General features: G+C 63.8%; 22 protein-coding genes. 11 read left to right on the forward strand and 11 right to left on the reverse strand.

Annotated elements, in window-relative coordinates; all coding sequences use genetic code 11:
- Positions 1–111: 111 nt before the first annotated feature.
- Entirely contained in the window at positions 112–1,449 is a 1,338-nt protein-coding gene (locus HWY05_RS06230; RefSeq protein WP_176057709.1) for a leucine-rich repeat-containing protein kinase family protein, read from the reverse strand.
- Positions 1,450–1,731: 282 nt separating this feature from the next.
- Here HWY05_RS06230 and HWY05_RS06235 point away from each other — a divergent pair, with 282 nt between their 5' ends.
- On the forward strand, positions 1,732–2,376 hold the full coding sequence (locus HWY05_RS06235) for a methylated-DNA--[protein]-cysteine S-methyltransferase (RefSeq protein ID WP_244146507.1): 645 nt from the start codon (positions 1,732–1,734) through the stop codon (positions 2,374–2,376).
- A gap of 49 nt (positions 2,377–2,425) precedes the next feature.
- Here the strand turns inward: HWY05_RS06235 and HWY05_RS06240 are convergent, their stop codons facing one another.
- Positions 2,426–4,012 carry a CocE/NonD family hydrolase gene (locus HWY05_RS06240; RefSeq protein WP_176057710.1) on the reverse strand — a complete coding sequence of 529 codons (1,587 nt, stop codon included), beginning with the start codon at positions 4,010–4,012 and terminating at the stop codon, positions 2,426–2,428.
- Positions 4,013–4,155: 143 nt separating this feature from the next.
- Positions 4,156–5,055 carry a LysR family transcriptional regulator gene (locus HWY05_RS06245; protein WP_176057711.1) on the reverse strand — a complete coding sequence of 300 codons (900 nt, stop codon included), beginning with the start codon at positions 5,053–5,055 and terminating at the stop codon, positions 4,156–4,158.
- Positions 5,056–5,215: 160 nt separating this feature from the next.
- On the opposite strand from HWY05_RS06245, the gene HWY05_RS06250 reads away from it, so the two are divergent.
- Both HWY05_RS06250 and HWY05_RS06255 read left to right on the forward strand, forming a co-directional pair.
- Positions 5,216–6,079, forward strand: coding sequence for an alpha/beta hydrolase (locus tag HWY05_RS06250; protein ID WP_176057712.1), 864 nt, complete (start codon positions 5,216–5,218; stop codon positions 6,077–6,079).
- Positions 6,080–6,140: 61 nt separating this feature from the next.
- Positions 6,141–6,887, forward strand: a complete 747-nt coding sequence (locus tag HWY05_RS06255; protein WP_035559635.1) for an SDR family oxidoreductase — start codon at positions 6,141–6,143, stop codon at positions 6,885–6,887.
- A gap of 58 nt (positions 6,888–6,945) precedes the next feature.
- On the opposite strand, the gene HWY05_RS06260 is transcribed toward HWY05_RS06255, so the two are convergent.
- Positions 6,946–7,653, reverse strand: a complete 708-nt coding sequence (locus HWY05_RS06260) for a dienelactone hydrolase family protein (protein WP_035559637.1) — start codon at positions 7,651–7,653, stop codon at positions 6,946–6,948.
- A 207-nt stretch (positions 7,654–7,860) separates the two neighbouring features.
- On the opposite strand from HWY05_RS06260, the gene HWY05_RS06265 reads away from it, so the two are divergent.
- The 5 genes from HWY05_RS06265 (at position 7,861) to HWY05_RS06285 (ending at position 14,240) form a co-directional block, all read left to right on the forward strand.
- Positions 7,861–8,838: an amino acid ABC transporter substrate-binding protein gene (locus HWY05_RS06265; RefSeq protein WP_176057713.1), complete on the forward strand. Its 978-nt coding sequence runs from the start codon at positions 7,861–7,863 to the stop codon at positions 8,836–8,838.
- Between the two features lie 129 nt (positions 8,839–8,967).
- Positions 8,968–9,375 (forward strand): hypothetical protein, encoded by a 408-nt coding sequence (locus HWY05_RS06270; RefSeq protein ID WP_176057714.1) that lies wholly within the window; start codon positions 8,968–8,970, stop codon positions 9,373–9,375.
- A 76-nt stretch (positions 9,376–9,451) separates the two neighbouring features.
- On the forward strand, positions 9,452–11,602 hold the full coding sequence (locus HWY05_RS06275; protein ID WP_244146508.1) for an ATP-binding protein: 2,151 nt from the start codon (positions 9,452–9,454) through the stop codon (positions 11,600–11,602).
- Entirely contained in the window at positions 11,599–13,611 is a 2,013-nt protein-coding gene (locus tag HWY05_RS06280) for a response regulator (RefSeq protein ID WP_176057716.1), read from the forward strand. Before HWY05_RS06275 ends, HWY05_RS06280 begins: the two co-directional genes overlap by 4 nt.
- A complete protein-coding gene (locus HWY05_RS06285; protein ID WP_035559649.1) occupies positions 13,608–14,240 on the forward strand; it encodes a response regulator transcription factor in 633 nt (210 codons plus the stop codon). Before HWY05_RS06280 ends, HWY05_RS06285 begins: the two co-directional genes overlap by 4 nt.
- Positions 14,241–14,897: 657 nt before the next feature.
- On the opposite strand, the gene HWY05_RS06290 is transcribed toward HWY05_RS06285, so the two are convergent.
- The 4 genes from HWY05_RS06290 to HWY05_RS06305 are packed head-to-tail and all read right to left on the reverse strand — an operon-like array spanning position 14,898 to position 17,305.
- Positions 14,898–15,371, reverse strand: a complete 474-nt coding sequence (locus HWY05_RS06290) for a DoxX family protein (RefSeq protein WP_176057717.1) — start codon at positions 15,369–15,371, stop codon at positions 14,898–14,900.
- Positions 15,372–15,397: 26 nt separating this feature from the next.
- Complete coding sequence (locus HWY05_RS06295; protein ID WP_176057718.1) at positions 15,398–16,165, reverse strand: DNA-binding domain-containing protein; 768 nt, start codon at positions 16,163–16,165, stop codon at positions 15,398–15,400.
- Positions 16,162–17,004, reverse strand: coding sequence for a DUF692 domain-containing protein (locus HWY05_RS06300; protein WP_176057719.1), 843 nt, complete (start codon positions 17,002–17,004; stop codon positions 16,162–16,164). The genes HWY05_RS06295 and HWY05_RS06300 overlap by 4 nt, the downstream gene beginning before the upstream one ends.
- 22 nt (positions 17,005–17,026) lie before the next feature.
- The gene (locus HWY05_RS06305) at positions 17,027–17,305 is read right to left on the reverse strand and encodes a DUF2282 domain-containing protein (protein WP_035559660.1); all 279 of its coding nucleotides are present in this window, start codon (positions 17,303–17,305) and stop codon (positions 17,027–17,029) included.
- Positions 17,306–17,547: 242 nt separating this feature from the next.
- Between HWY05_RS06305 and HWY05_RS06310 the strand changes: the two genes are divergently transcribed.
- Genes HWY05_RS06310 through HWY05_RS06320 form a run of 3 tightly spaced genes read left to right on the forward strand, consistent with a single transcriptional unit; the run spans position 17,548 to position 19,700 of the window.
- The gene (locus tag HWY05_RS06310; RefSeq protein ID WP_035559663.1) at positions 17,548–18,120 is read left to right on the forward strand and encodes a sigma-70 family RNA polymerase sigma factor; all 573 of its coding nucleotides are present in this window, start codon (positions 17,548–17,550) and stop codon (positions 18,118–18,120) included.
- On the forward strand, positions 18,117–18,761 hold the full coding sequence (locus HWY05_RS06315; RefSeq protein WP_176057720.1) for a DUF1109 domain-containing protein: 645 nt from the start codon (positions 18,117–18,119) through the stop codon (positions 18,759–18,761). The genes HWY05_RS06310 and HWY05_RS06315 overlap by 4 nt, the downstream gene beginning before the upstream one ends.
- Positions 18,762–18,788: 27 nt before the next feature.
- The gene (locus tag HWY05_RS06320) at positions 18,789–19,700 is read left to right on the forward strand and encodes a patatin-like phospholipase family protein (RefSeq protein ID WP_176057721.1); all 912 of its coding nucleotides are present in this window, start codon (positions 18,789–18,791) and stop codon (positions 19,698–19,700) included.
- Positions 19,701–19,749: 49 nt separating this feature from the next.
- Here the strand turns inward: HWY05_RS06320 and HWY05_RS06325 are convergent, their stop codons facing one another.
- From HWY05_RS06325 to HWY05_RS06335, 3 genes are all read right to left on the reverse strand, one after another.
- On the reverse strand, positions 19,750–20,715 hold the full coding sequence (locus HWY05_RS06325; RefSeq protein ID WP_051981429.1) for a porin: 966 nt from the start codon (positions 20,713–20,715) through the stop codon (positions 19,750–19,752).
- A 222-nt stretch (positions 20,716–20,937) separates the two neighbouring features.
- Positions 20,938–22,572 carry a methyl-accepting chemotaxis protein gene (locus HWY05_RS06330; RefSeq protein WP_176057722.1) on the reverse strand — a complete coding sequence of 545 codons (1,635 nt, stop codon included), beginning with the start codon at positions 22,570–22,572 and terminating at the stop codon, positions 20,938–20,940.
- A 170-nt stretch (positions 22,573–22,742) separates the two neighbouring features.
- Positions 22,743–24,260, reverse strand: a complete 1,518-nt coding sequence (locus HWY05_RS06335) for a diguanylate cyclase (protein ID WP_176057723.1) — start codon at positions 24,258–24,260, stop codon at positions 22,743–22,745.
- Between the last annotated feature and the right edge of the window lie 123 nt (positions 24,261–24,383).

A 24,383-nucleotide genomic window follows, 5' to 3' on the forward strand; every position in this document is an offset into this window, starting at 1 on the left:
GGGCGTCTTCTGCGTCATGAACGTTTTCCTCCTCCGCTGGCCTGACGAAACGTACTCCGCACCCTGACGCCTGTGCACGGCCGCGCTCGCACGCTCGCATGGCGGCGAGCATCAAGCCGGCTTCAACGCGAGCAAGGCCGCGACGATGTCGTCGAACAGCGGACGGCTGCCGATCTCTTCGCTCAGGCAATTGTCCTTCAACTCCGCGAGCTTCGCCGCCACGTCGGCCGGTGTGTCGAGCCAGTCGCAGCGTTCGAGCAACTCTTCGAGCAGGCAGCCGTAAGCGCGAACTTCGAGACGCTGCAGCGCGGCGCCGGTGTCCGCCTCTTCCGTGCGATAGATCGATGCCGCGCCGAAATCGCCCAGCAGCGCGTGCCCCTGACCGTCGTACAGAATATTGTGCGCGTACAGATCGCCATGCATGATGCCGCGCCGATGCAAATGACTCGCCGCCGATGCGATGCCTTGCGCGATCGCCCACGCGGACGCCGGATCGAAGCGCGTGCCGGCGCCGTAGATGTCGCGCGTACACGATTCGAGGCTCGGCGGACCGCCCAGGTTGCCGAAGCGCGGATCGATCAATTCCATCACGAGTCCGTGCGTGCCCGCCGGATGGTCCGCCACTTTGCCCGCCACCGGGATCAGGTTCGGATGAACGCCGGCCTGGATGCAGGCGGCCATCTCGCAGTCCGGCAAACCGTCGCTGGTCACCGCGCCCTTGAACAGCTTGACCGCGACGGGCCGCGCGACGCCTTCGTGCGGCGCCGACAGTTCCGCGCGATAGATCACACCGGAAGCGCCTTCGCCCAAAGTCTGTTCGAGTTTCAACGCGTTCCATGGGATCGCCGCGATCGGCGTATCGACCAGCGCCGAGGTTTCTAACGCTTCGTCGAACGGATTGCCGGCGAAGGCCAGCCAGGCGAGCCGGGGCAGGCGTGTCAGCCAGTCCGGCAATTTATCGAGCTGGTTCGCCGCGAGACGCACCAGTTCGAGCCGCGTGCAAGCAGCCAACGTGTCGGGCAACTCATGCAGTTGATTGCCTGCCAGCATCAGCTTTTGCAATTGCGTGCAGCGGCCGATTTCCGCCGGCAGCGCTTCGAGCCGATTGTCGGTGAGCACGAGCCAGCGCAGCAGCGGCGGCAACGCGTTGCCGGACACTTCGCGAATACGGTTGGCCTTGAAGCCGATCATGCTCAACTGCTCGCATTGCCCCAGCATGGGCGGCAACTCGGTGAACAGGTTGTCGGACGCAAAGAGAATGCGCAGCTTGCGCAGGCGCGGCAAATCGTCAGGCAGCGCACTGAGCGCATTGCCGGACAGGTCGAGGACTTCCAGCGTGTCGGCCAGATCGAAAATCTCGCGCGGAAATTCGCTGAGTCCGCACGCCAGTTTGAGCTGGCGCGCACCGGCGAGCTGGCCGGCCCGCAGTCGTTCAAGTGTCGTGGTCAAAGTCGTGGTCTGGCTATCCGTTGCCGGTACGCGTTGTACCGGGGGCCTCAATTCTACTGAGTCGCGGCGAGCGGGTCCGCGTTCGCCGTGATTCAACCCATCGTCACCAAAACGCCCCACACGGCGCGCACATCTGTCATGCTTTCACACCAATTGGACAGCAAGATCTGGAGCGCGGGCAGCGGGCTCGAAGTTCACACTGTTGAACATCGGCGCGCACTACGCGACATCGCGGCGTCGCCTTACCGGCATGCCGGCCTCCAACCCGCCAGGAGAAGCACCGTGACATACGCATACAAGTTGATGGATTCACCCGTCGGACAGTTGAAGCTCGTCGCAAATGGCGAACGGCTGGCCGCGATTCTGTGGGAAAACGACAAGCCGAACCGGGTTCGTCTCGGCGCGCTGCTTGAGGCGAACGACCGCCCGATTCTGATCGAAAGCGAACGGCAATTGAACGAGTATTTTGCCGGCAAGCGCCAGGCGTTCGACCTCGCGCTCGACTTTCAGGGCACCGAATTCCAGAAGAAAGTCTGGCACGCGCTGTTGACGATCCCGTTCGGCCAGACGCGCAGCTACAAGGATATTGCGCTGCAAATCGGCAATCTCAACGCCGTGCGCGCAGTCGGCGCGGCGAACGGCAAGAACCCGATTTCCATCGTCGCGCCGTGCCATCGGGTGATCGGCGCGTCCGGCGAGCTGACCGGGTTCGCGGGCGGACTGGCGAACAAGATGCTGCTGTTGTCGCTGGAGGCAGGGCAGACTTCGTTGGAAGCGGCAGCGGATGGGGCGATTGCAACTTCTGCTTCTGCTTCTGCTTCTGCTTCGGCACCCGCGCCCGCTCCTGCCCATAAGGTCGAGGCACGCGCCAAGCCCGCACGTCACGCGCCGAGCGTCGGCACGCAAGCGTCGCTGTTCGGCAATTGAGAATCGAGAATTGGGTCAAGGCGCGCGGTTCGTTGCCGCGCGCGAATCGTCAGAAGTTCGCGAAGAACGCTCGCGCGGCCACCATGCAGAACGACGCGACCAGTTCGCCGTGATACGCCTGCAACACGGCGGAAGCGCCGCCATCGGTTGCACCGCCCGCCACCGCCTGCTTCGCGAGCGACGCCTTGGCACTCGCGAAACCCTGCCTGATCGGCGCATACGGATCGTTCGGTCCAGTCACAGGCGAGTCCACGTCCAGCACCGAAGTCAGTCCCGCCGGCACCTTTGCGTTCAACCAGTACGCCTGCTCGGTGCGCGCGTTGAAGAAGAACACCGTCGGGTCCGCCTCGCCGCCGCACAGTTGCACCGGCGCGTGCGGCACCCAGTTGCGTAGATCGTTGCGCTTGAACGCCTGGCGCAGCGGCTGCGTCGGATTCGCAGCCGGGGTCCACGCTGCGGTGGGCTGCGGGAACGCGCCATCGGGATGAGCGGCGGCGTCTTCGAGAAGACCCAGTCGATAAGCGTTGCGCACGAGATTGGCGTCGCCGAATCCCGCCGCGGACACCGGCTTTAACGCGACCGGCACGAGTGGCGGCGCAGCGGGCGGCGTCATCGCAGCGAATTGCGGCGCGGGCGGCACGCTGCTGAAGAGCTGCGTCGGCGGCAATTTCTTCGCGGCGAAAAGTGCGTCGAGCGGTTGCAAACTCGGCAGCAGGGTCTCAATGCCAGGCGCGTACGCCGCTTCATAAAAATCGCCGGGCTTGCGATAGATGTTCCCATAGGCCCGCTGATAACCCGTCACGATCAAGGTCGTGAAGAGCGTCGAACCCACGTTGACTTCACCTTCGATCAACGCGTCCGCGGTCGCGGCCAACGCGTACGGACCCGATCCCGGCGCCGATGCGGTCACCTTCACGCCGGCCGCCTGCAACGCGCGATGCGTCGCCAGCGCCACGAAGCCGCCCTGCGAATAACCGGTCACGAACAGCTTGCCGTTCTCACGCGCTTTTTGTCCCCGCTTCGTGTCGTTCAGCACGAGGCGCGCGGCCCGCAGCGAGTCGATCACATCGGCGGATTGCTGGTCGGCGTTCAGATACGGGTGATACGGCAGATCGGAGCCGGCATAGCCCGCGTAATTGCTCGCCACCACGATATAGCCCTGCGCCGCGTACATCGCGGCCACGGCGAGGCCTTCGCCGGCGCCGTCCGTGTTGGCGGGGTCCGTTTGCGTGATGTCGGCAAGGTTGTATTGACGGTACGGCGTGGTGCCGTGCGCGTAGATCATCAGCGGACGTGGCCCGCTGCACGCGGACGCGTGTCCGGTGGGGAGCATCAGCGCGCCGCTCGCCTGAGTCGGCTCGCCCGCGCCGCCGATCGTGCTGTAGCGGAACGTCACGATCTCGACGCCGCAAGCGGGCTTGCCGGCAATCTGCGCGAGCTGCTGACCGGAGGCATTCGACGCCAGCATTTTTGCAAACGCCGCGGCACTGAGCCGGAGCGACACGTGATGCTCGAGCAGTTGGCCGCGAGCCTTGCACCCCGTGTCACAACCGGAGTCGGCCTGCACACCGACACTGACGCCCGACGTGAAACCGATCAGCAGCCCGAGGGCGGCATTTCGCATCGCTACACGCATGTGAGGCTCCGTTTTGTTGGTATGACAACGAATAGGCGGCCTTGCAAGGTGAAACGAGTATAGGTGAACCGATCCGCAAGCCGCTAGCGCGATCTCACGGCAGAACGACGACGCGATGACGCAATGACCCGGTCACGCAAGCCTCAGCGCGACGCCGGTATCGCCGACATCACCAGTTCTTCCGCTCGCGACAAAAACAGCTTCAGCACCGGCGACGTATTCGCGCGGCTATAACCGATCACCAGATCCACACCCGGCGCATCGCCTTCGAGCGGCCGGCTCACGACCGACCACGGCAGCAGGTTGTTCGCATACTCCGGCATCAACGCGAGCCCGCGCGTGGACGCCACCAGCGACATGGCCATCGCCAGATTGTCGACGCCATGCTCGGGCGTGAGCGTCACGCCGCTCTCCTGCAGATACTGTTCGATCACGTCGTGCAGCACCTTCGCCTTGTTCGACGCCATGATGAACGTCTCGCCGACCAGATCCTCCGCGCGGATCGCCGCGCGCCCGGTCAACCGGTGATCGCTTGGCATCAGCACGATGAGCTTTTCGCGGTACACCACTTTGTAATCGAGATCGAAGCCCGGCTCGGCGCGCAGAAACGCAAGGTCGAGCTTGCCGCGCGCGAGCGCATCGGCAAGGTCCGGCGAGTAATGGCTCGATACGGTGACGTCGACGTTCGGCAGTTCGTCGCGCAGCACCTGCATGGCGCGCGGCAGCCAGGTCATTTCCTGGCCGGTCAGAAACCCCAGCGCAAAAACCTGTTTGGCCGGCCGCGACGCACGGCGCGCGGCCTCGATGGCCGCGTCGACCTGGGTCAGCGCGAGCCGCGCATGGTCGAGAAAGGCCTTGCCCGCCGCGGTCAGTTCGACCCCGCGCGCGCTGCGGCTGAACAATGCCGCGCCGACCTCGTCCTCGAGGTCGCGAATCTGCCGGCTCAGCGACGGCTGCGACGTATGCAAGCGCCGCTCCGCCGCGACCGTCAGGCTGCCCGTCTCGGCGACGGCCACGAAATACCGCAGGTGTCGAAGCTCCATAAGCCCTCGTGGCAAGACATGCCTCACAGGCATGCCCGCCAGCCTACAAAGTCTTTTTCCTTTGCGCAAGCCCCCACTACATTACCCATCAGGCAGCGACGCAACCGACACAGCGCACCTGCACACCATGCCTTCCATCTATATCGCAGAGGAACCTGAAATGATCGCACAGACCCACCAGAGCGCCCCGACCCAGTTCGTCGAAGCAAACGGCGTCCGCTTCGCGTATCGCCGCTTCGGCAAGACCGGCGGCGTGCCGCTCGTGTTCAACATCCACTTCACCGGCACGATGGACCACTGGGACCCGGCCGTGACCGACGGCCTCGCGCAAGGCCGCGAAGTGATCCTGTTCAACAACGCCGGTATCTCCAGCAGCTCGGGCGAGGTGCCGGAATCGATCGAGGCGATGGCCGCCAACGCCGCCGCGTTCATCAAGGCGCTCGGCCTGACGCAGGTCGACGTGCTCGGTTTTTCGATGGGCGGTCTGATCGCGCAAACCCTGGCGATCGCCGAGCCGACGCTGGTTCGCCGTCTGATTCTGGTCGGCACGGGCCCGCGCAGCGGTGAAGGGATGGAATCGCTCACGCCGGAAGCGCAGGACATTTTCGCCGCGAGCTACGCCGAGCCGGACCATCTGTGGCTGCGCGTGCATTTCTCGCCTTCGGACGCGAGCCAGGCGGCGGGTCGCCGGTTCCTGCAGCGTTTCCGTCTGCGCAGCGAAGGACGCGACCCGGAAGCCAACGAGAAGGTCGCACCGGCGCAACTCGCCGCGCTCGCCAAATGGGGCGCGCCGCGTCCGACGCCGTTCGACTACCTGAACGAGCTGAAGCAGCCCACGCTGGTGGTCAACGGCGACAACGACGTGATCATCTATTCGATCAATTCGTGGATTCTTCAGCAGAACCTGCCGAACGCTCAACTGATCCTCTATCCCGACGCGAACCACGGCTCGCTGTACCAGTACCCGCAGCGCTTCGTCGCGCACGTGGCGCAGTTCCTGGCGGAAACCGGCGCAGCTGACTAAGCGCGATCAATCCACCCAATCAACAAGCCATCGATTCGATTTACCTAACCGGAGTCTCGTCATGAACAATCTCACAGGAAAAACCGCGCTCGTTACGGGCGCTTCACGCGGCATCGGCCGCGCCAGCGCCCTCGCGCTCGCCCAGGCCGGTGCGCAGGTGCTGGTTCACTACAGCAGCGGAGAGAAGGAAGCGGACGCCGTGGTCGCCGAAATTCGCGCGGCCGGCGGCAATGCGCAGAAAGTCGCCGCGAACTTACGCAATGCCGACGGTCCGCACGAACTGGCCAAACAGGTGCGCGCGGTGATCGGCCATCGGCTGGATATTCTGGTGGCGAACGCCGGCATTTCGAAGGCGGCGAGCATTGAAGACACGACCGTCGCGGATTTCGACAATCTGTTCGCCGTGAACGTGCGTGCGCCTTTCTTTCTCGTGCAACAGCTCTTGCCGGTGATGTGCAAGGGCAGCAGCGTGGTGCTGCTGTCGTCGCTCGCCGCGCGCGCCGCGGTCGGCACGCTGCCCGCGTATGCCGCGACCAAGGGCGCCGTGGATACGCTCGTCAGGCATTTTGCGTCCGCGCTCGGCGAACGCGGCATTCGTGTGAATGCGGTTGCGCCGGGGGTCGTTGAAACCGACATGTCCAATTTCACGAAAACCGATTCGGGACGCGAAGTCACACTGAACATGCAGGCCTTGAAACGGGTCGCGCAACCGGACGATATTGCCGGCGCCGTGGCTTTCCTGGCCTCCGACGCCGCGCGCTGGATCACCGGCGAAACGCTGCACGTGGACGGCGGCTCGAAGCTCTGAGCCCGACGTTCAAAGCGCTAACCTCGACGCGCCGCCCGTTGACCGGCCAACTTGCCGGTCACTTCCACATCGTGCGGCCGAAGAACGTCAGCGTCCGGTCCCATGCCTGCTGCGACCAGACCGGATCGAACTGGGTCCGCGGAATACGTCCGTAGCCGACCGCCGTTTCGTTCGCAAACGCGTGATGTGCGAGATAGCGATGGAATTCGACGTCGACGTTCGCTTCGGTCAGCTTCTTTTCCAGCGCGTCGACCGTTTCCGCCGGGAAAAACTCGTCTTGCGTCGCCCAGTGGCCGATCAGCGGCACCTTGATTTTCGACGCGTCGATATATTCCAGCGGCGGAAAGCCGTACCACACCACGCCGGCCGCCACTTCGGGGATATTGGATAGCGCGAGCAAGGTCAGCGCGCCGCCCATGCAATAACCGGTCACCGCCACCTTATCCGCCTGCTGCTTCAGATACTGAACCGCGCCGCGCACGTCCTGCGTGGCGGCGTCGCCGAAATCGAGCGCGCTCATCAGATGGTGGGCCTCTTCCTGCTCGACGGTCGACTTGCCGCGGTACAGATCGGGCACCAGCGCCAGATAACCGGACAGGGCGAGGCGATCGGCGACGCCGCGAATCTGGTCGTTCAACCCCCACCACTCCTGAATCACGACGACGGCGGGCGCGCCTTCCAGTTTCGCCGGCTTCGCGAGATAGCCTTGCAGCGGCTTGCCGTCAGGCCGGTTAAAAGTGACCATCGATCCGTGTGGCTGTTTCATCGGTTTCTCCTCGGGGTAGACGAAGCCGCTAGCATAGCGCCAGTGCCCCCCGTTCTGCCGGCGGCCTGCCATCCCGCGATACGTGCGATCAAGGCCTCGCCCACGGCCGGCCCAGGGTCTTTGCACCGGGGCAACGATCGAATTTTGCGAAACCCGCCACTCGATCTCATACTGCCGGCTACTTATCGCTTCCGGTTCGGGTCAGTCATGGTCGTACCCAAGTTCGTCGACGCCATTCGCCGCTGCGGAATGGACGCCTGCGTCAAGCTGCTGGTTGCGCTGTCCGTGATTGCCGCCGCCCTGTCCCGTCCAGCATTCTGCGACGCGTCCGCCACCGCCTCATCTCCTATCGTTGGATCCGCGAGCGTCATGCACGTCCGGATTCTTCGCGTACCCGGCGACACGGTGCGCGAGGGCCGCTGGGCTTTTCTGATCACCGCGCTGGACCACACCGTGCCGGCTTACGGCCCCTACGTGATCGACAGCTATTCGACGGCCATGTCGGCGCGACGCGAGATCGACGAGGTCATCGCAGGACGCCGGATCAACGTGCTGGCCAGCGAACCCGGCCACCATGAACTCGACGCCGCGACCATTCCGATTCCCATTCCGATCGACCGTGGTCTGCTCGGCTATCGCGTGGCGCTCATCAACGAAGGGCAGCAGGCGAAGTTCAACGCGATCCACGACCTCGCGGGCCTGCGCACGCTGACGATCGGCCAGGGACAGGATTGGGGCGACGTGCCGGTGTACCGGCTGGCCGGCGTGCCGCTCGTCACGGCGAGCCGCTACGACCTGCTGTTTCCGATGCTGGCCGATCACCGCTTCGATATGTTTCCGCGCGGCGTGCTGGAAATCACGCGCGAGTTGAAGGCGTTTCAAACGAGTTTTCCACAGATGCGAGTCGAGTCCCATCTGCTGATCCGCTATCCGTATGCGCAGTTTTTCTACGTCAGCAAGGACGACCCGATGCTCGCGAAGCGAATCAACGACGGCCTCGAAGCCATGTTGAAGGACGGCAGTTTCGACGCGCTGTTTCGCGCGTATTTCTCGCGCAGCATCGCTGACCTGCATCTCGAACGGCGCGTGCTGATCGACCTGAAGAATCCGTTTCTGCCGGCGTGGGTGCCGTTGGACCGCAAAGCGCTCTGGCTCGATCCATTCATCGGGAATAAGCGCAACTGAAGGATTGGCTGATAACGGTTCAGGATTTCCTGACTTCAGAATCAGCAAACCGGCCGCCCAGAACCCGTGCCGCCTGACGTTCAGCAGACGGCAACGCGTTTAAAGTGGAGCATCCCCTTCCGTTGCCGGATGACCGTCATGCCCGATTATTTTTTGCAGCGCAAGAAGACGGTCAATCGCATCGACGCGCTGTGCGCGGCCCTGTTCGAACTTTGGTGTGAGGAGAAAAAACGTGTACCGCTCGCGTATCTTTTGCACTGCTGGCCATTAACCGGTCACGATCCGGTGTCGGTCAAAAAGATCGCCGACGTGCTGGCGGATCTGTCGCAGTTCCAGGCCAGTCTGCTCAGCCCCGGCGCGTCGCAGATGATCCGCGAGGTGATCGGCAACGTGCGCGAGATCATCGGCGAGCCGGCCCCGCCGGGCGCGCTGGCCGCGAACGGCGCCGGCATCATGTGGACGCGGGTCCGGTTGGGCAATCCGTCCGCCGCGGTGGCGGCCTTCACAAAAGCCGATTTCCTCGACGGCCCCTTATAGACCGCGATTTGCCTGCAAGTGCAAAATACAAACACAAGAATCACAGCACCTGCGGGGAATTATGGTGGTCAATAGCTTGAGTTCTCTCCTGGCCTCGACCGGCCGACTCCGGCATAGCGTGGTGCTGCGACTGCTCGCCATCGTGCTGCTGTTCAGTTGCGCGGTCACCCTGTTGCTGACCGCGCTGCAGCTTTACCGCGACTACGGCCGCGGCGTCGAAGCGATCGAGACCCGTCTGGCCGATATCGATCGGAGCAATCGCGACAGTCTCGGCGAAGCGCTGTGGCAACTGAACCGCACCGAGCTTCAGTTGCAGTTGAACGGGATTTTGCGGCTCGCCGACATGCGCGCCGCCGAAGTGCGCGAGACCGGTTCGAGCGCCGCCCCGCTGGTGGTGACGGCCGGCACGCCGGAGAGCGGCGCCGTGATAGCCCGCGAATTTCCGATCTTCTACCGGATTCACGGCGTGCAGCAGAAAATCGGCAGCCTGTACGTGCAGGCGACGCTCGACAATCTGTATCGCGCGCTCACGCAAACCGCGCTGGTCATTCTGGTGAGCCAGGCGGCCTACACGTTTGTCGTCGCGCTGTTCACCATCTATATCATCTCGCGCCTCGTCACCCGGCATCTCGCCACGATCGCGCGGCAGGTCGGTCAGTACGATTTCCGCTCGGCGCACCAGCCGTTCGCCCTGCCGCGCCCGCAGCCGCGCTGGCCCGACGAACTCGACCGCGTGGTCGCCGCGTTCAACAACATGGGGCCGCGGCTGCACGAGGCGTATCTGGTGGAACGCGACACCGCCGCGCAGCGCGAGGCGCGGCATCTGGCCGAAGCGGCCAATCGGGCCAAGAGCGCCTTTCTCGCCAACATGAGCCACGAACTGCGCACGCCGTTGAACGGCATTCTCGGCTATACGCAGATTTTGCTGCGCGACGCCAGCCAGAACGAACGCCAACGCGGCGCGGTCGAAGCCATTCACCGCAGCGGCGAACATCTGCTGGCGCTGATCGACGACACGCTCGACTTCGCGCGGATCGAGGCCGGCAAGCTGCGCATTGAAATGACCGACGTGCCGCTGCCGAGGGTGCTCGACACGATCCGCGAGATCATCGGCGTGAAGGCGGAGCAGAAGCGCCTGGAGTTCACCTGCGAAATCGCGCGCGGTCTGGCCTGTGCGGTTCGCGCCGACGAGCAGCGCTTGCGCCAGGTTCTGCTGAACCTGCTCGCCAACGCGCTCCGCTTCACGGACACGGGACAGGTCAGCCTGAACGTGGAGCGGGCGCCCTCCGGCGCGGTGCGCTTCTGCGTGCTCGATACCGGCATCGGCATTTCGGCGACCAAACTGAGCAGCATTTTCGAGCCGTTCGAACAGGCCGGCAGCGCCGCGCGGCGCGCCGGCGGCGTCGGCCTTGGCCTTGCGATCAGCCAGCAACTGGTACGCGCGATGGGCGGCGAAATCCGCGCCGAAAGCGAGCCCGGTCATGGCAGCGCGTTCTGGTTCGATCTGGCGGCCGCCACGGTCGATTCCGCCGCGCCGCGCAGTGTCGCGCCCGGCACACCGTCGCGGCGTGTGATCGGCTACGCGGGCGCGCGCCGCTCCGTGGTGGTGATCGACGACGAACCCATCAACCGTGCGATGGTGAGCGAGTTTCTGCGGCACTTGGGGTTTGAGGTGCGCGAAGCCGCCGGCGGCCGCGAAGGCATTGCGATGGCGCGCGAGGAGACGCCGTCGCTCGTCATGACGGACATTCTGATGCCCGACATGGACGGCCTCGAAACGACGCGCCGCTTGCGGCGTCTGCCCGGCTGCCATGACATTCCGATCATCGCGATGTCGGCGAACCCGTCGTGGAGCGGCGAAAAACGCAGTCTTCATGCGGGCGCGAATGCGTTTCTGCCGAAGCCGGTCGAATTCGACCGGCTGCAAGCGCATCTTGCCGATCTGCTCACGCTGGAATGGCGCTGCGCGCCGCCCACGGGCTCCGCACCGGTCGAGCCGCCGCCTGAACCGTCGCCCGCGTTGTCGACGGCCGAGATGGAGACGCTGCACCGGCTGGCCCGTCTCGGCGACATGCGCGCGATCGCCGCGTGGGCCGACCGGATGACGGCGCTCGACGCCCGCAACCTGCCGTTCGCGGCGCAACTGCGCGGGCTGGTCAAAGACTATCAGTCGAAAGCGATTCTCCTGCTCGTCGAAGCGCATCTCGACCGGAGGCGCACGTCATGAACGCCAACGCCAACCTGACGCAGCCGGCCACCATCCTGGTCGTGGACGACGCGCCGATCAACATCGGCGTGGTGGTGGACAGTCTCGAAGATGAAGGCTTTCGCGTACTGATCGCGCTCGACGGCGAAGAAGCGCTCGAACGCGCGCATTTTTCGCAGCCCGATCTGATTCTGCTCGACGTGAAGATGCCGGGCATCGACGGATTCGAAACCTGTCGCCGGCTCAAGCGCGAAGAAGCAACCCGCGAGATTCCGGTGATCTTCATGACCTCGCTGGGCGAACCCGACGATCTCGTCGAAGGCTTCTCGGCCGGCGGTATCGACTACGTGACCAAGCCGTTCCAGATTGCCGAAATGCTGGCGCGAATCCGCACCCACCTCGCGCTGCGCGCGCTGCACAAGCAACTGCGAACGCAGAACGTGCAGCTCTCGAACGAGGTCGCGGCGCACCGCGAGGAACAGGCCGCGTTATCGCGGGTGCGCGACGAACTGGAAATCCGGGTCGCGGACCGGACCAGCCAGCTTGCACGCGCGAATGCGAACCTGCTGATCGAAATCGACGAACGCAAACGGACCGAAAGCAAGCTGGTATCGAGCGAAACGCGCTTTCGCACGATCGTCGAAACCAGCCCGGTGCCGCTGTGCATCACGTCCATGCACGACGGCCGCGTGCTGTACATGAACGCGCCGTTTCGCTGGCTGTTCGCACTCGACAAGGAATGGCGCGGCGTCACCTACATCGCCGATTTTTACGTCGACCCAACCGAGCGCGACCGCACAATCGCATTGATGCGCGCCGAAGGCGGCTTTACCAATGCCGAAATCCAGTTCAAGGATTCGGCCGGCGCCAGCTTCTGGGCCGTCGCCACCGCCCGCATCGCGACCTTCGACGACGCCCCCGCGATCTACGTCGGCTTCAACGACGTCACCGCGCGCAAGCAGACGGAAGAAATGCTGCGCGCGAGCGAAGCGAGCCTCGCGAACGCACAACGGCTTGCCAAACTCGGCGACTGGGCATGGAACGTCAGCGATGGCGTGACGCACTGGTCGTATGAGATGTACCGGATTCTCGGCCTCGAACCGAACGGCGTGCGTCCGAACCTGCGGACGCTGCGCGCCGCCCTGCATCCCGACGATCGCGCTGCGGTGCGGCACGCGGTGCATGCGGTGATCGCCGGCCGGCGGCCGCAGTTTCTCGATTGCCGTCTGAGCGGGAGCGGCGGCGAGCCGCGGATCGTGCAACTGCACGTGGAATGTTCGAGCGGCGGACTCGGCCAGCCGCTCACGCTGGTCGGCACGATGCAGGACATCACCGAACGCAAGCGCGTCGAACAGGAACTGCTCGAATCGCGCGAACGGTTGCGGGAATTGTCGGCGTATATGGAAGCGGTGCGCGAAGAAGAACGCAAACGCATCGCGATGGAAATTCACGACGAACTCGGCCAGTTGCTGACCGCGCTAAAAATGGACGTGTCGTTGCTGCGCATGCGTCTGGACAGCGATTCTGAAGCGGCGCGCAAGACCGACGACATGCGCGAGCTCGTCGAAAAGACCATCTGGATGGTACGAAATGTCGCCAGTCATCTCCGACCGGCCGCGCTAAACTTCGGCGTCGTGTCGGCGCTCGAATGGCTGGTCGACGACTTCGTGCGGCGCAATCAATTGCCGTGCAAGCTGGCGATTCGCGGCGGCGAACCGGTGCTGCCGGACGCGCATGCCACGGCGGTGTTCCGTATCGTGCAGGCGTCGCTGACCAATATCGCGCGGCACGCGCTGGCCACGCGCGTCGACGTGACGCTCACCGGCGGCGACAACGCATTAGCCCTTCATATCAGCGACGACGGCTGCGGTTTCGACCCGGCCGCCGCGCGCCGCCGCTACTCGTACGGACTGCTGGGCATGAGCGAGCGTGCGCGGCTGATCGGCGCCACGTTGCAGATCGAGAGCGCGCCGGGCGCGGGCACGACCGTCTCGATTCATATCCCGCTCACGAATCGGAATCCCCCATGATCAGAATTCTCATTGCAGACGACCACGCGATCGTGCGAGGCGGTTTGAAGCAGATCATCGCGACCACCGCCGACATGATCGTCGCGGACGAAGCGGCCGAGGGCGCGGAAGTGCTCGACAAACTGCGCGCCGGCTGTCCCGATCTGCTGCTGCTCGACATGACGATGCCGGGCATCAGCGGCATCGATCTGATCCGGCGTGTGCGGGCGGAGTACGCCAACCTGCCGGTGCTCGTGCTGAGCATTCACAACGAGGCGCAGGTCGTCTCGCGCGCTTTGCGCGCAGGCGCCACCGGCTACCTCACGAAAGACAGCGACCCGGAGGTGCTGTTGACCGCGATTCGCAAGCTCGCCGAAGGTGGCCGCTTTATCGATCCGAAGCTGGTGGATTCGATGATCTTCGGCACGCACACGGGCGAAACACCGCCGCACGCCATTCTGTCCGACCGCGAATTCCAGGTGCTGCAAGCACTGGCCGCCGGAAAGAGCATTAACGACATTGCCGAAACGTTCGCACTCAGCGCCAAAACCATCAGCACTCACAAAATGCGGCTGATGCAAAAGCTCGGCCTCAACAATAATTCCGAACTGATTCGCTACGCGATCCGGCATCACCTGAGTACCGAGTGATTAGGCTCAGGAAATCCTTACATTTTTATCAGAATTTCCCGACACTCAATTGCGGGTGCACTGACCGACAAAATTTATAAGCGGCTTTATGCTTGAATGACTACGTTTTGGTTTACTATCTCGCCTACCAAAGGCGGTCCAGTCAGACAGCCTGTTTGCTACGAATCTTCGGAAACCCCCGCCAGCATTCGAGCTAAAGCAACTAATACTGTATTGCGCTGCGTCAATCGTAAGATTGACCGACAAACGTCTCTCAGGTTCTGGCATGCAATCCTCGGACGCCAGAGTCTTTAGGCCGACACGCTGTGTCGGCCTTTTTTATTCCCGCCGCACTTTCTTTGCCAATGCCAATAGCCATCGAGCTTCCCGCGCATTTAAGAGATGATCGCGCGATAGGCAAACCAAATCACCGGCATAGCGTCGCTGAAATTAACAATTTGGTGAAAATAATCCGCTATTCGCGCAAAGGGCGGGCATTGCCACGGCCGATAGGCCGGTAAACCGTGCTGCCGCAATGGAAAAAGAGGGAATGGATTGTTCGTTACCGCTATTCCGCGTCTTTGTCACGAATAACGAACGGATGTCAATTAAGGCAAAACACCAAGGTTGGTGCTGACTCACCGGGAACAGCAGAGCCGCGCACGCGCGGCGCTGCCCTTAACGGATGCCGAACTTATGGTCCAGCGAGAACACGCCCGCACCGCGTCCGATGATCACCAGCAGCAAGCCGGCCCACGACAGATGCGTCGGCCATGCGTCCGGATAAACGAATACCTCGATCACCGTCGTCATGCCGAGCAGCGCGAACGCGGAGAAACGCGAGAACAGACCCAGCACCAGCAGCAACGGAAAAAGATGCTCCGAATAGGCGGCAATGTGCGCGGCGATTTCCGGCGGGACGAGCGGCAGCTTGTATTCGGTGCGGAACAGTTCGTACGTGCTCGGCGTCAACGTGAGAATGCCGCTCACCTTCGTGCGTCCCGACATGAAGAAGATCGCGGCAATCGCGAAGCGCGCCACCAGCGACAACAGCGAGTCGTTGATCAAACCTTGCAGCTTCGCGGCTAGCGCGTTCCAGCGTCCGCGCAACGTGGTGTGCGCGCTGGGCGCCGTGTTCTGGATCGCTTCCATGTGAATCTCCGTGTCGGTCAAAGTGTTCAGTGAGGGGCAATGTCGATCGCAGCGAATGCGCCGGCCGCGATCAGGTCGCCGAGAAGTTGCATGAAATCGAGTGAGGGTTGCGCGTCGAGCGCGTTTTGCGCGGCGGCGTCGAGGGTCTGCGAAGCCGCGCACGCGTCGAGAAAAGCGCAGCCGCCCGCGCCGAGCGGCCGCCACTGCACCGCGCCTTCGGGCCGTGTCAGCAATGCGCCTTCGCCCGACCAATCCAGTTCCGACGGCAGCTCGATCGCTTCGCGATTGCAACGCCAGATCGTGTAGGTTGGCTGGTTGGCGAACCATTGCCAACGCACGGCGGCGCGCAACGGCAGCGTCAGCCGCCCGAGTGCTTCCGGCGCAAGACAGGCCAGTGAGACAACGTCGATGCCGGGTTCATCCGCGGCCGCGTGCGTTTCGGTCCACAGGCGATCAAGCCGCGCGACGTTCGCCAGATAAGGCAGTTCGCGAGCCGGTTCGAAGTCGTCCAGAAACGTGGGGAAATCGTGGCCGTAGTACAGCAGCCGCGCGTCCGAAGGCGCTTGCCGGCGCACATAAATCGCCGCGGCCGCGCGAAACCAGTCGCTGCCGACCAGTCGCTCCACGCTCGGAAAGTTCGCTTGCAATGCGTCGATGCAAGCCTTCACGACGTTGTTGCGATACACCGCGAAGCCCGGTTGCGCGAGCAGCGAAGCGAGCAAGGGCGACGCCGCATCGGCGTCGTATAGCGCGCCTGCGAATGCATCCTGGAAGTGACTGAGCGAGCGGTTCATACCATCGCCTCCGTGCTCGTCAATAAACGTTGAGCGATCGCGCGTTCCGTCAGCAGTTCGTCGAACGGCGGAATGTGATCGTCACGTTCTATCAGCGTGCGTCTCGCGCCGATCCGTTCGATCAGGTGGCCGTACAACGACCAGACGTCGTCGGCGATCGGTGCATCGTGCGAGTCGATCAGCAGCGTGGTGGCGTCGTGAGTGTCGCGGCTATGTCCGGCGAGATGAACTTCCATCACCGCGTCCGCCGGCACCGCGTCGAGATACGACGCCGCGTCGAAGCCGAGGTTGTGCGCGCTGATATAAACGTTGTTCACGTCGAGCAGCAGACCGCACCCTGTCGTGCGGCACAGGTCGCCGAGAAACGTCAGCTCGTCCATTTCATGACCGTCGAGCTGAAGATAATGCGTGGGGTTTTCAATCGCGATGCGCCGCGCGAGCGCATCCTGAGTGCGGGCGATGTTGTCCGCGATCCGCACGAGCGCTTCGCGGGTGCGTGGAAACGGCAGCAGATCGGGGTGATACGCGCCGCGCCACGTGGACCAGGCGAGATGCTCCGAGACCAGCGTGGGCTCGACGCGATCCGCCAACGCCCTCAGTCTTTGCAGATGGGCCGCGTCGGGCGCACTATCCGCCGCCAGCGACAACGACACACCATGCAACGACAGCGGATGACGGCTGCGAATCGCGTCCAGCCATGCGAGGCGAGGGCCGCCGTCGACCATGTAGTTCTCGGGATGAACCTCGAACCACAGACCTTCCGCATTGCAGTCGTGGGCCTGCGCGTAGTGGTCGGGCTTGAGGCCCAAACCGGCGCCCAGGTGGGTTAGCGTCTTCATGATCGGCGAGCGGCGCGGCGAATTACGATTCCATCGGCGAGAGCGAACCCGTGCCGTGCGGCGTCTTGATCGTCGTGCAGGTGCCGACCGGCACGTTCTTCCACGAATTGCCCTGGAAGTCCATCTTCGAGGTGCCCGCGCACGTCGTGCCGGCGCCGGCCTTGCAATCGTTGTGGCCGGCCATGGCCACGCCGTAGCATTTCTCCATCGCGCCGCCGGCGGCCGGTTGGGTTTGAGCGAAAGCACCGCTAGCGAGCGAAGCGAGGGCGAGAGCGGCGGCGGCGAGTTTAAGGTTGTTCATGATGGATTCCTCAAGAGACTTCGTTTCAGGGTAGGTAGCAGCGCGGGCGGTTCAGGCAGTGCCGGATTTGCTTGCGTTTGCTGGAAGGTAATTCGACGACTTTCGACAACCGGTTACAGCAACGCGAAAAAATTTTCACACAGGCAGTGCCGACTGCGTTTCGCGGCGCTTTGGGTCCACGCGCGCGGCAGCGTAAAATCTGCGCAAAATAAATTTCACTCTTTGTGTAACCAGAGCGACCGATGGATCGAACTAACGATGACGCGACGTTGCAAATCAAGGAGAAGCACCTGCAGGCGCTGCTTCTCAAAGGCATGGATGGCGACGAAGCGGCGTATCGGCGGTTCCTGTCGGAGTTGAGCACGCACTTGCGCGGTTTTCTGAGGAGGCGTTTGCACAGCCAGCCGGGCGATATCGAAGATCTCGTGCAGGAAGTACTGCTGGCGGTCCACAACGGGCGGCACACCTACCGGCCCGAGGAACCGCTGACCGCATGGGTTCACGCGATCGCACGCTACAAGCTGACGGATTACTTTCGGGCGCGCTCGCGTTACGACGCGCTGAACGATCCGCTCGACGACGCCTTCGAGTTGCTGGCCGCGCCCGATCTGGAGCCGGCGCAGGCCAAGCGCGATCTCGGCAAGCTGCTTGAACAGTTGCCGGACCGCCAGCGGCTGCCGATCGTGCACGTCAAGCTGGAGGGGCTCTCCGTGTCGGAGACCGCGCAGATGACGGGCCTGTCGGAATCGGCGGTGAAAATCGGCGTGCACCGTGGGCTCAAGGCGCTGGCTGCAAAGATTCGAGGAACGCGATGAAAACGGACGACTTGATTTCCCTGCTTGCAACGGGCGCCGCGCCGGTCGACCGGCACCTGCTCGCCAAGCGCTTCAGCCTCGCCGTGCTGGTCGGCGCGGTCGGCGCGACGCTGCTCGTCGCGGTGCTGCTCGGCGTGCGCCGCGACCTGGCGGAAGTGGCGGCCACGCCGATCTTCTGGGCGAAGATCGCGTTGCCGCTGTGCCTGATGCTCGGCGCGCTGCAACTATCCACCCGGCTCTCCCGACCCGGCGCGGCTCTGGGCGCGAGCGGCCGTCTGCTGGTTGCCATGCCGGTGGCCGTGGTATGGCTGGCTGGACTCTATGTGCTGATGTCCGCGCCAACCGACTTGCGGCTCGCGTTGGTGTTCGGCAAAACGTGGCGCGTCTGCCCGTTCAATATCACGATGCTGTCGGTGCCGGGCTTCATCGCCATTTTCTGGGCGCTCAAAGGACTCGCGCCGACCCGCCTCGCGCTGGCCGGCGCGGCGGGGGGGCTACTGGCCGGCTCGACCGCCACGCTCGCCTATTGTCTGCATTGTCCCGAGATGGGGATTCCGTTCTGGGGCGTGTGGTACCTGCTCGGCATGCTGGTGCCGACTATCATCGGTGCATTGCTGGGGCCGCGCCTGTTGCGTTGGTAAGGCGCCCGGCGTGTCGTGGAGACCGTCATGTCATCGATTCAACCCACGCAGTCCGATCTGTCCACCGGCGCGGCGCGCGCGCCGCTGACCGCATTCGTGTTCGCGGGCGGCGGTAGTCTCGGCGCGATCGAAGTCGGCATGCTGCGGGAATTGCTCAATCGCGGCGAGCGTCCCGGTTGCGTCGTCGGCGCTTCCGCGGGCGCGATCAATGCCGCCTATTTCGCCGGCACGCCGAATGCCGAGGGCGTCGCGGAACTGGAAGCGCTCTGGTGCCGCATCCGCCGCCAGGACATCATGCCGTTTTCGATGCTCGGGCTGCTCGACCTTCTGTTGCGGCGCCGTCCGCATCTGGTGGAAGCCAAAGCCCTGCGCGCGCTGCTGGAAAAAAACCTGCGCTACGCGCGCATCGAGCAGGCGGCCTTGCCGCTGCATATCGTCGCGACCGAGGTGCTGTCGGGCAACGAAGTCGTGATCTCGTCCGGACCGGTGGTGGACGCAGTCCTCGCCAGCGCGGCGATTCCCGGCGTGTTTCCGCCGGTGCGGATCGACGGGGTGGATCTGGTGGATGGCGGCGTCGCCAACAACACGCCCATTTCGGTCGCGGTCGGTCTCGGCGCCACGCGCATCGTGGTACTGCCGGCCGGCTTTGCGTGCGCGCTGCGCGCACCGCCTTCCAGTCCGATCGGCCAGGCCATGCACGCGCTCACGCTGGTGATTGCGCGCCAGCTCGTGCGCGATCTGGAGTTTTACTCGACGCGCGCCGACATCTTCGTCGTACCGCCGCTCTGCCCGCTCGAAATCTCTCCCTACGATTACACGCAATGCGATCGTCTGATCGATCGGGCCGCCGGAAAAACGCGCGAGTGGCTCGATGGCGGCGGCCTGGAGCATGTGTTCATCCCCGGTGAATTACGACAGCACGCGCACGCGGCGCATTGAGCGAGAGTACGGCGAGACAGGCGATAGAAAACCGACGATCTCGCGCCGATCAGAACCGCTGCACCAGACCCAGCTGCACGCCTTTGACCGGCGCACCGGGATACGCAACCGGCAAGCCGGTCACGTTGACGCCACGCAGCGTGAAGCTGGCATCGTCGTGATTCGCGAGATACGCTGCGGTGAAATAAAACAGCAGCGTGCGCGAAAAATTGTATTCGAACGATGCGCTGAACTGATCGGCGCTCGCGCCTTCTCCCGTGAAATCCCGCACATGCGCATAGCCCAGCGAAGCGCGCACGTCAGCGGAAAAGCGGTATTGCGCCGACAGCGAACCACCCGCGCCGTGATACAGCGGCGAGCCGCCATCGCCGTTGAAAAACGACAGCCACACGCGGACTTTGTCGATCGCGTAACTCGCGCCGCCGAGATTGGCGCGTAGCGCAGCGGCGCCGTGCGTCTGCTGACGCGCGAATAGCAGCTTGAAATTGTCGATCTGATAGCGGGCCGTCACGTAGTAACCGTCGACGCCGTTACCATCGCTCTCCGACGCATCGCGCAGCGCCATCATGACCGTTGCGTCAAAACCGCCGACCTGCGGCGACAGATAGGTGATCGCGTTATTCGTGTAGGGCGTGATCTTCGAGAGGTTGTTGAGCCCGGACGCGATGGTGCCCGCGCCGAACGCGTCGAGATCGCCTTTGAACGGAATATAGATCGGCGAATACTGGCGGCCGAAACGCACTTCGCCCCAACGCCCCCGCGAGCCGATCCATGCCTGGCGGTTGAATATCACACCCGGCGTTTGCAGCGTGCCGTCGGCGCTGCTGAAGCCGTTTTCCAGCGCGAACACCACATAGGTATCGGCACCAATCGGCTCGGCGCCACGCAGCCCGATTCGCGACCCGCGATAAGCGCCCGAGTCGAGACGCGACGTCCATCCTGAGCCCGGGTTGGTGATTTCAACGCTGGTGTCGAGCACGCCGTATAGCGTGACGGTGCCGTCGTCCGCCGCCATGGCGTGATGCAGGCCAAGCACCAGGCCAACGGCGCCGACGCTTGCGCGCACAACCACGTGACGAAGCCACGCGATCCGCCGCGTCACTGGAACGGGCTAGCGTGGCGCTGCTTTGACTGAAGATGTCGAAATGCGATGCACATGAGATCCTCCAAAGGCTGACCGATTATATTCGGCTCATCCGTTGAAAGACGCAGACATGTCCAGCGTTTTAATGCCGATTCATAGCGCGGTAGCGAGGCCGCGTGGATCCCGACGTGCGGTTCGCGCATTCGTCGGCGCTGCGGACGCACCAGTCGAACCGTCCCGCAAGTGAAACGTGGAGATCGACACCTGCAGCAGTTTCGCCTGCTCGGTGAGCGTCTGCGCGACGGCCGCCGCCTGTTCGACCAGCGCCGCATTCTGCTGCGTCACGCTATCCATCTGCGTGACGGCGTCGCCGACCTGATCGATGCCCGCGCTCTGCTCGGCGGCCGCAGCGGCAATATCGCGCATGACGCCCGACACTTTCGCAATCGCGTCGCGCGCGTCGTGAATCGTCGCGCCGGTTTTACCGACCAACTCGGCGCCGTTCTCGACCTTTTCCGCCGCGCGGCTGATCAGCGTACGAATCTCTTTCGCCGCCGACGCGCTGCGCTGCGCCAGGGTCCGCACTTCGCCGGCCACCACTGCGAAACCGCGCCCTTCGTCGCCGGCCCGAGCGGCCTCGACCGCCGCGTTGAGCGCGAGGATATTGGTCTGAAATGCAATGCCTTCAATCACCGCGATGATCTCCACCATGCGCTGCGACTCCGCCGACATTTCCTGCATGGTCGACACTGCCTCGGCCGCCATCTCGCCGCCGCGATTGACGATCTGCTCCGCGCTCGCCGTGAGCCGGCTGGCGGTCTGCGCGTTCTCCGCCGTCTGCCGGACCATCGCGGTCATCTGTTCCATGCTCGCGGCGGTTTCCTGCAGCGACGCCGCCTGACTCTCCGTGCGGGCCGACAAATCCGCGTTGCCGCCCGCGATCTCGCGCGCACCGATCGCCACTTTGTCGGCCGCGCCCTTGATCTGTTCGATCGTCTGCGCGAGCGCGTCGCGCATGCGTTGCATGGTGAGCAGCAGACTCGATTCGTCGCCGTGACGGATCTGGATCGGCACGACGAGATTGCCGTTGCTGATCGCGCCGGCCACCTCAGCCACATAAACCGGATCGCCGCCGATGGCGCGCTGAATGCTGCGATTGGTGAGACTCACCAGCGCGGACAGCAGCAGCGCGACGGCCGCGAACACGCCGCCGACGAAATACAAGGACTCTCTGAACGCGGCGTCGATATCGTCCACGTAAGCGCCGGTTGCGATGATCCAGTCCCACGGCGCGTAACGCACCACGTAGCCGATCTTGCCGACCGCGGCGGAGGGCGCGTCTTGCGGATGCGGGAACACGTAATCCACGAAGCCGCCTTGCGGCGCCTGCGCGACCGCGGCGAACGTCACGTAGTGATGGCGGCCGTCGGCGTCGGCGGTCGCGGCGAGTTCTTTGCCGTTCAGCGCGGGCTTCATCGCATGCATGATCATGCGCGGCGTCGAATCGATCACGAGGAAATAGCCGTCTTCGCCGTAGCGAATGCCGCGCAGACGTTCGAGCGCCTGCTTGCGCGCGTCGGCCTCGCTGAGCGCGCCGCTTTGCGCCAGCGCCGCATATTCGTTGACGATACTGAGGCCCACGTGCGCCACGTTCACCAGATCGTGTTTGCGTTCCTCGATGCGCGTCTGACGCGATAGCCACGCCGCCGAAACGGATACGGCAAGTAGTGCGATCAGGCTGACGACGAGCGGCAGCCAGAGTTTCTGCGTGAAACTGAATCGATGCATGCCCACGCCTCAGATCGGTGTCGACGGATTGAACGAAGTCTTTTCGAGTTATCGTTATTTTTATGGCCCGGCTGAATGCGGCCATTCAATCCGTTTATCGGCAACTGTGACGGCGATATGTCTAGAGACAAACCCTTTGTCGAACTGCATCGACGTCGCGGTCATGCGAATTAGATCGAACCACTCCCCTGATAATCGCGCGGCACGAAGGCCTCGATGCGATTGCGCCCGCCGCCTTTCGCGCGATAGAGCGCCTGGTCCGCGGCTTCGACGATCTGATGCGTGGAGCCCACACCCGCCGATTCCGACACGGCCACCGCCACGCCGATGCTGACGGTGACGTGATCGCCCAGCGGCGTCTCGTTGCGGATGCGCAGCGCCTGAACCGCGCTCAGCATTTTCGCGGCCACGCGACGCGCGCCGTCTTCGTCGGTGGCCGGCAGGATCGCGGCGAACTCCTCGCCGCCATAGCGCGCCAGCAGATCGCCGCCGCGCGGCAGCGCCACCTGCAACGCGGCCGCCACCGCAACAAGGCATTTGTCGCCGGCCGGATGACCGTAGCGGTCGTTCAGCTTCTTGAAGTAGTCGATATCGATCAGCAACACGCCGAGCGGATGCTGCGTGCGCGCCGCGCGGCTCCATTCGAGCGCCAGCGTTTGATCGAAGCAACGGCGGTTGGCGACGTTGGTCAACGCATCCGTCAGCGCGATTTTTTCGAGGCGGTCGCGCGCATCGCTCAACTCCTGCTGGGTTCGAACCAGCCGGCTCTGCAAGGTCGTGGTGCGGATCGTGTACACCACCAGTGCGGTAAATATGCCTACCGTACCGACGTAAAAGTGTTCGCGCATCAGGACGATGCTCAACGCAAGCAGCGCCAGCGTGTAGGCGATCGGACTGACGTTTTCGATGATCACCGCGAGCGGCCTCTTCCAGTCGGCCGTGTCCGCATCGGCTGTGTTTGACGGACGCGTCATGCATGCCATGCTCAACAGCAGGAAGGGAATGTCGACGATCACGTCCATCAACGCATGGCCGTCGGAAACCGCAGCCCAGTGGTTGTACGCCGCGGCGACAAGCGCGTAGACCCACAAATAGCCGCACAAGATTTCGTAAAACCGGCGACCGGCGTTGCGCGGTTGAACCAGCAGGCGCAAGGTTGCCGCAACGGCCAGCAGGCCGTTCTCGACGTCGTAGGTCAGCACCAGCACCGAGGCCGAGATCGGCGCGAGTGCATGGCCTGAAAACGGCACGACGGAGAAGATCGTGATGTACGCGAGGTAAGCGGTCACGACCGCCTGAATGCCGTCCATCCACACGAAAAACGGAATTCGCTGGCGGTTCGACACCGACGCGATCGCAAGGAGGATCGGCACGGCGTAGAGAAAATAGCTGAAGTCGGAGAACCACGCGATGCTCTCGGGAATCTGCTGGAAGATATCTTCCCAGGCGCTGAGCGCAATGCCGAGAATCCACAGAAACAGGCCGACGCCGAGCAGGACCCACGGCATGCGCAACGCGCGAACCTCCGCGCGGGCGCGCCAGCCGCAGGCCGCTAACGCGAGCAAGGGCGCGACGATCAGAAAAGGATAGCTAACCTGGGTGGAGCGCGACGGGAACATCAGCAGGCACAGTGCGTGTGCGCCGATGAAGCACAAGGCAAACGGTACGAGACGTATCGACGTTGGCAAGCGGCGCAAAACGTGACCCCCTAAACCCGAGGACGCCCAATGAAAACCATCGTGACCGAATGGCGATTCAACTGCTCTAGTGTCTGTCGGCCATGTGATTCATCTTAACTGATGCGATGCGGG

The organism is Paraburkholderia sp. BCC1876 (assembly GCF_902833695.1).
Lineage (GTDB): Bacteria > Pseudomonadota > Gammaproteobacteria > Burkholderiales > Burkholderiaceae > Paraburkholderia.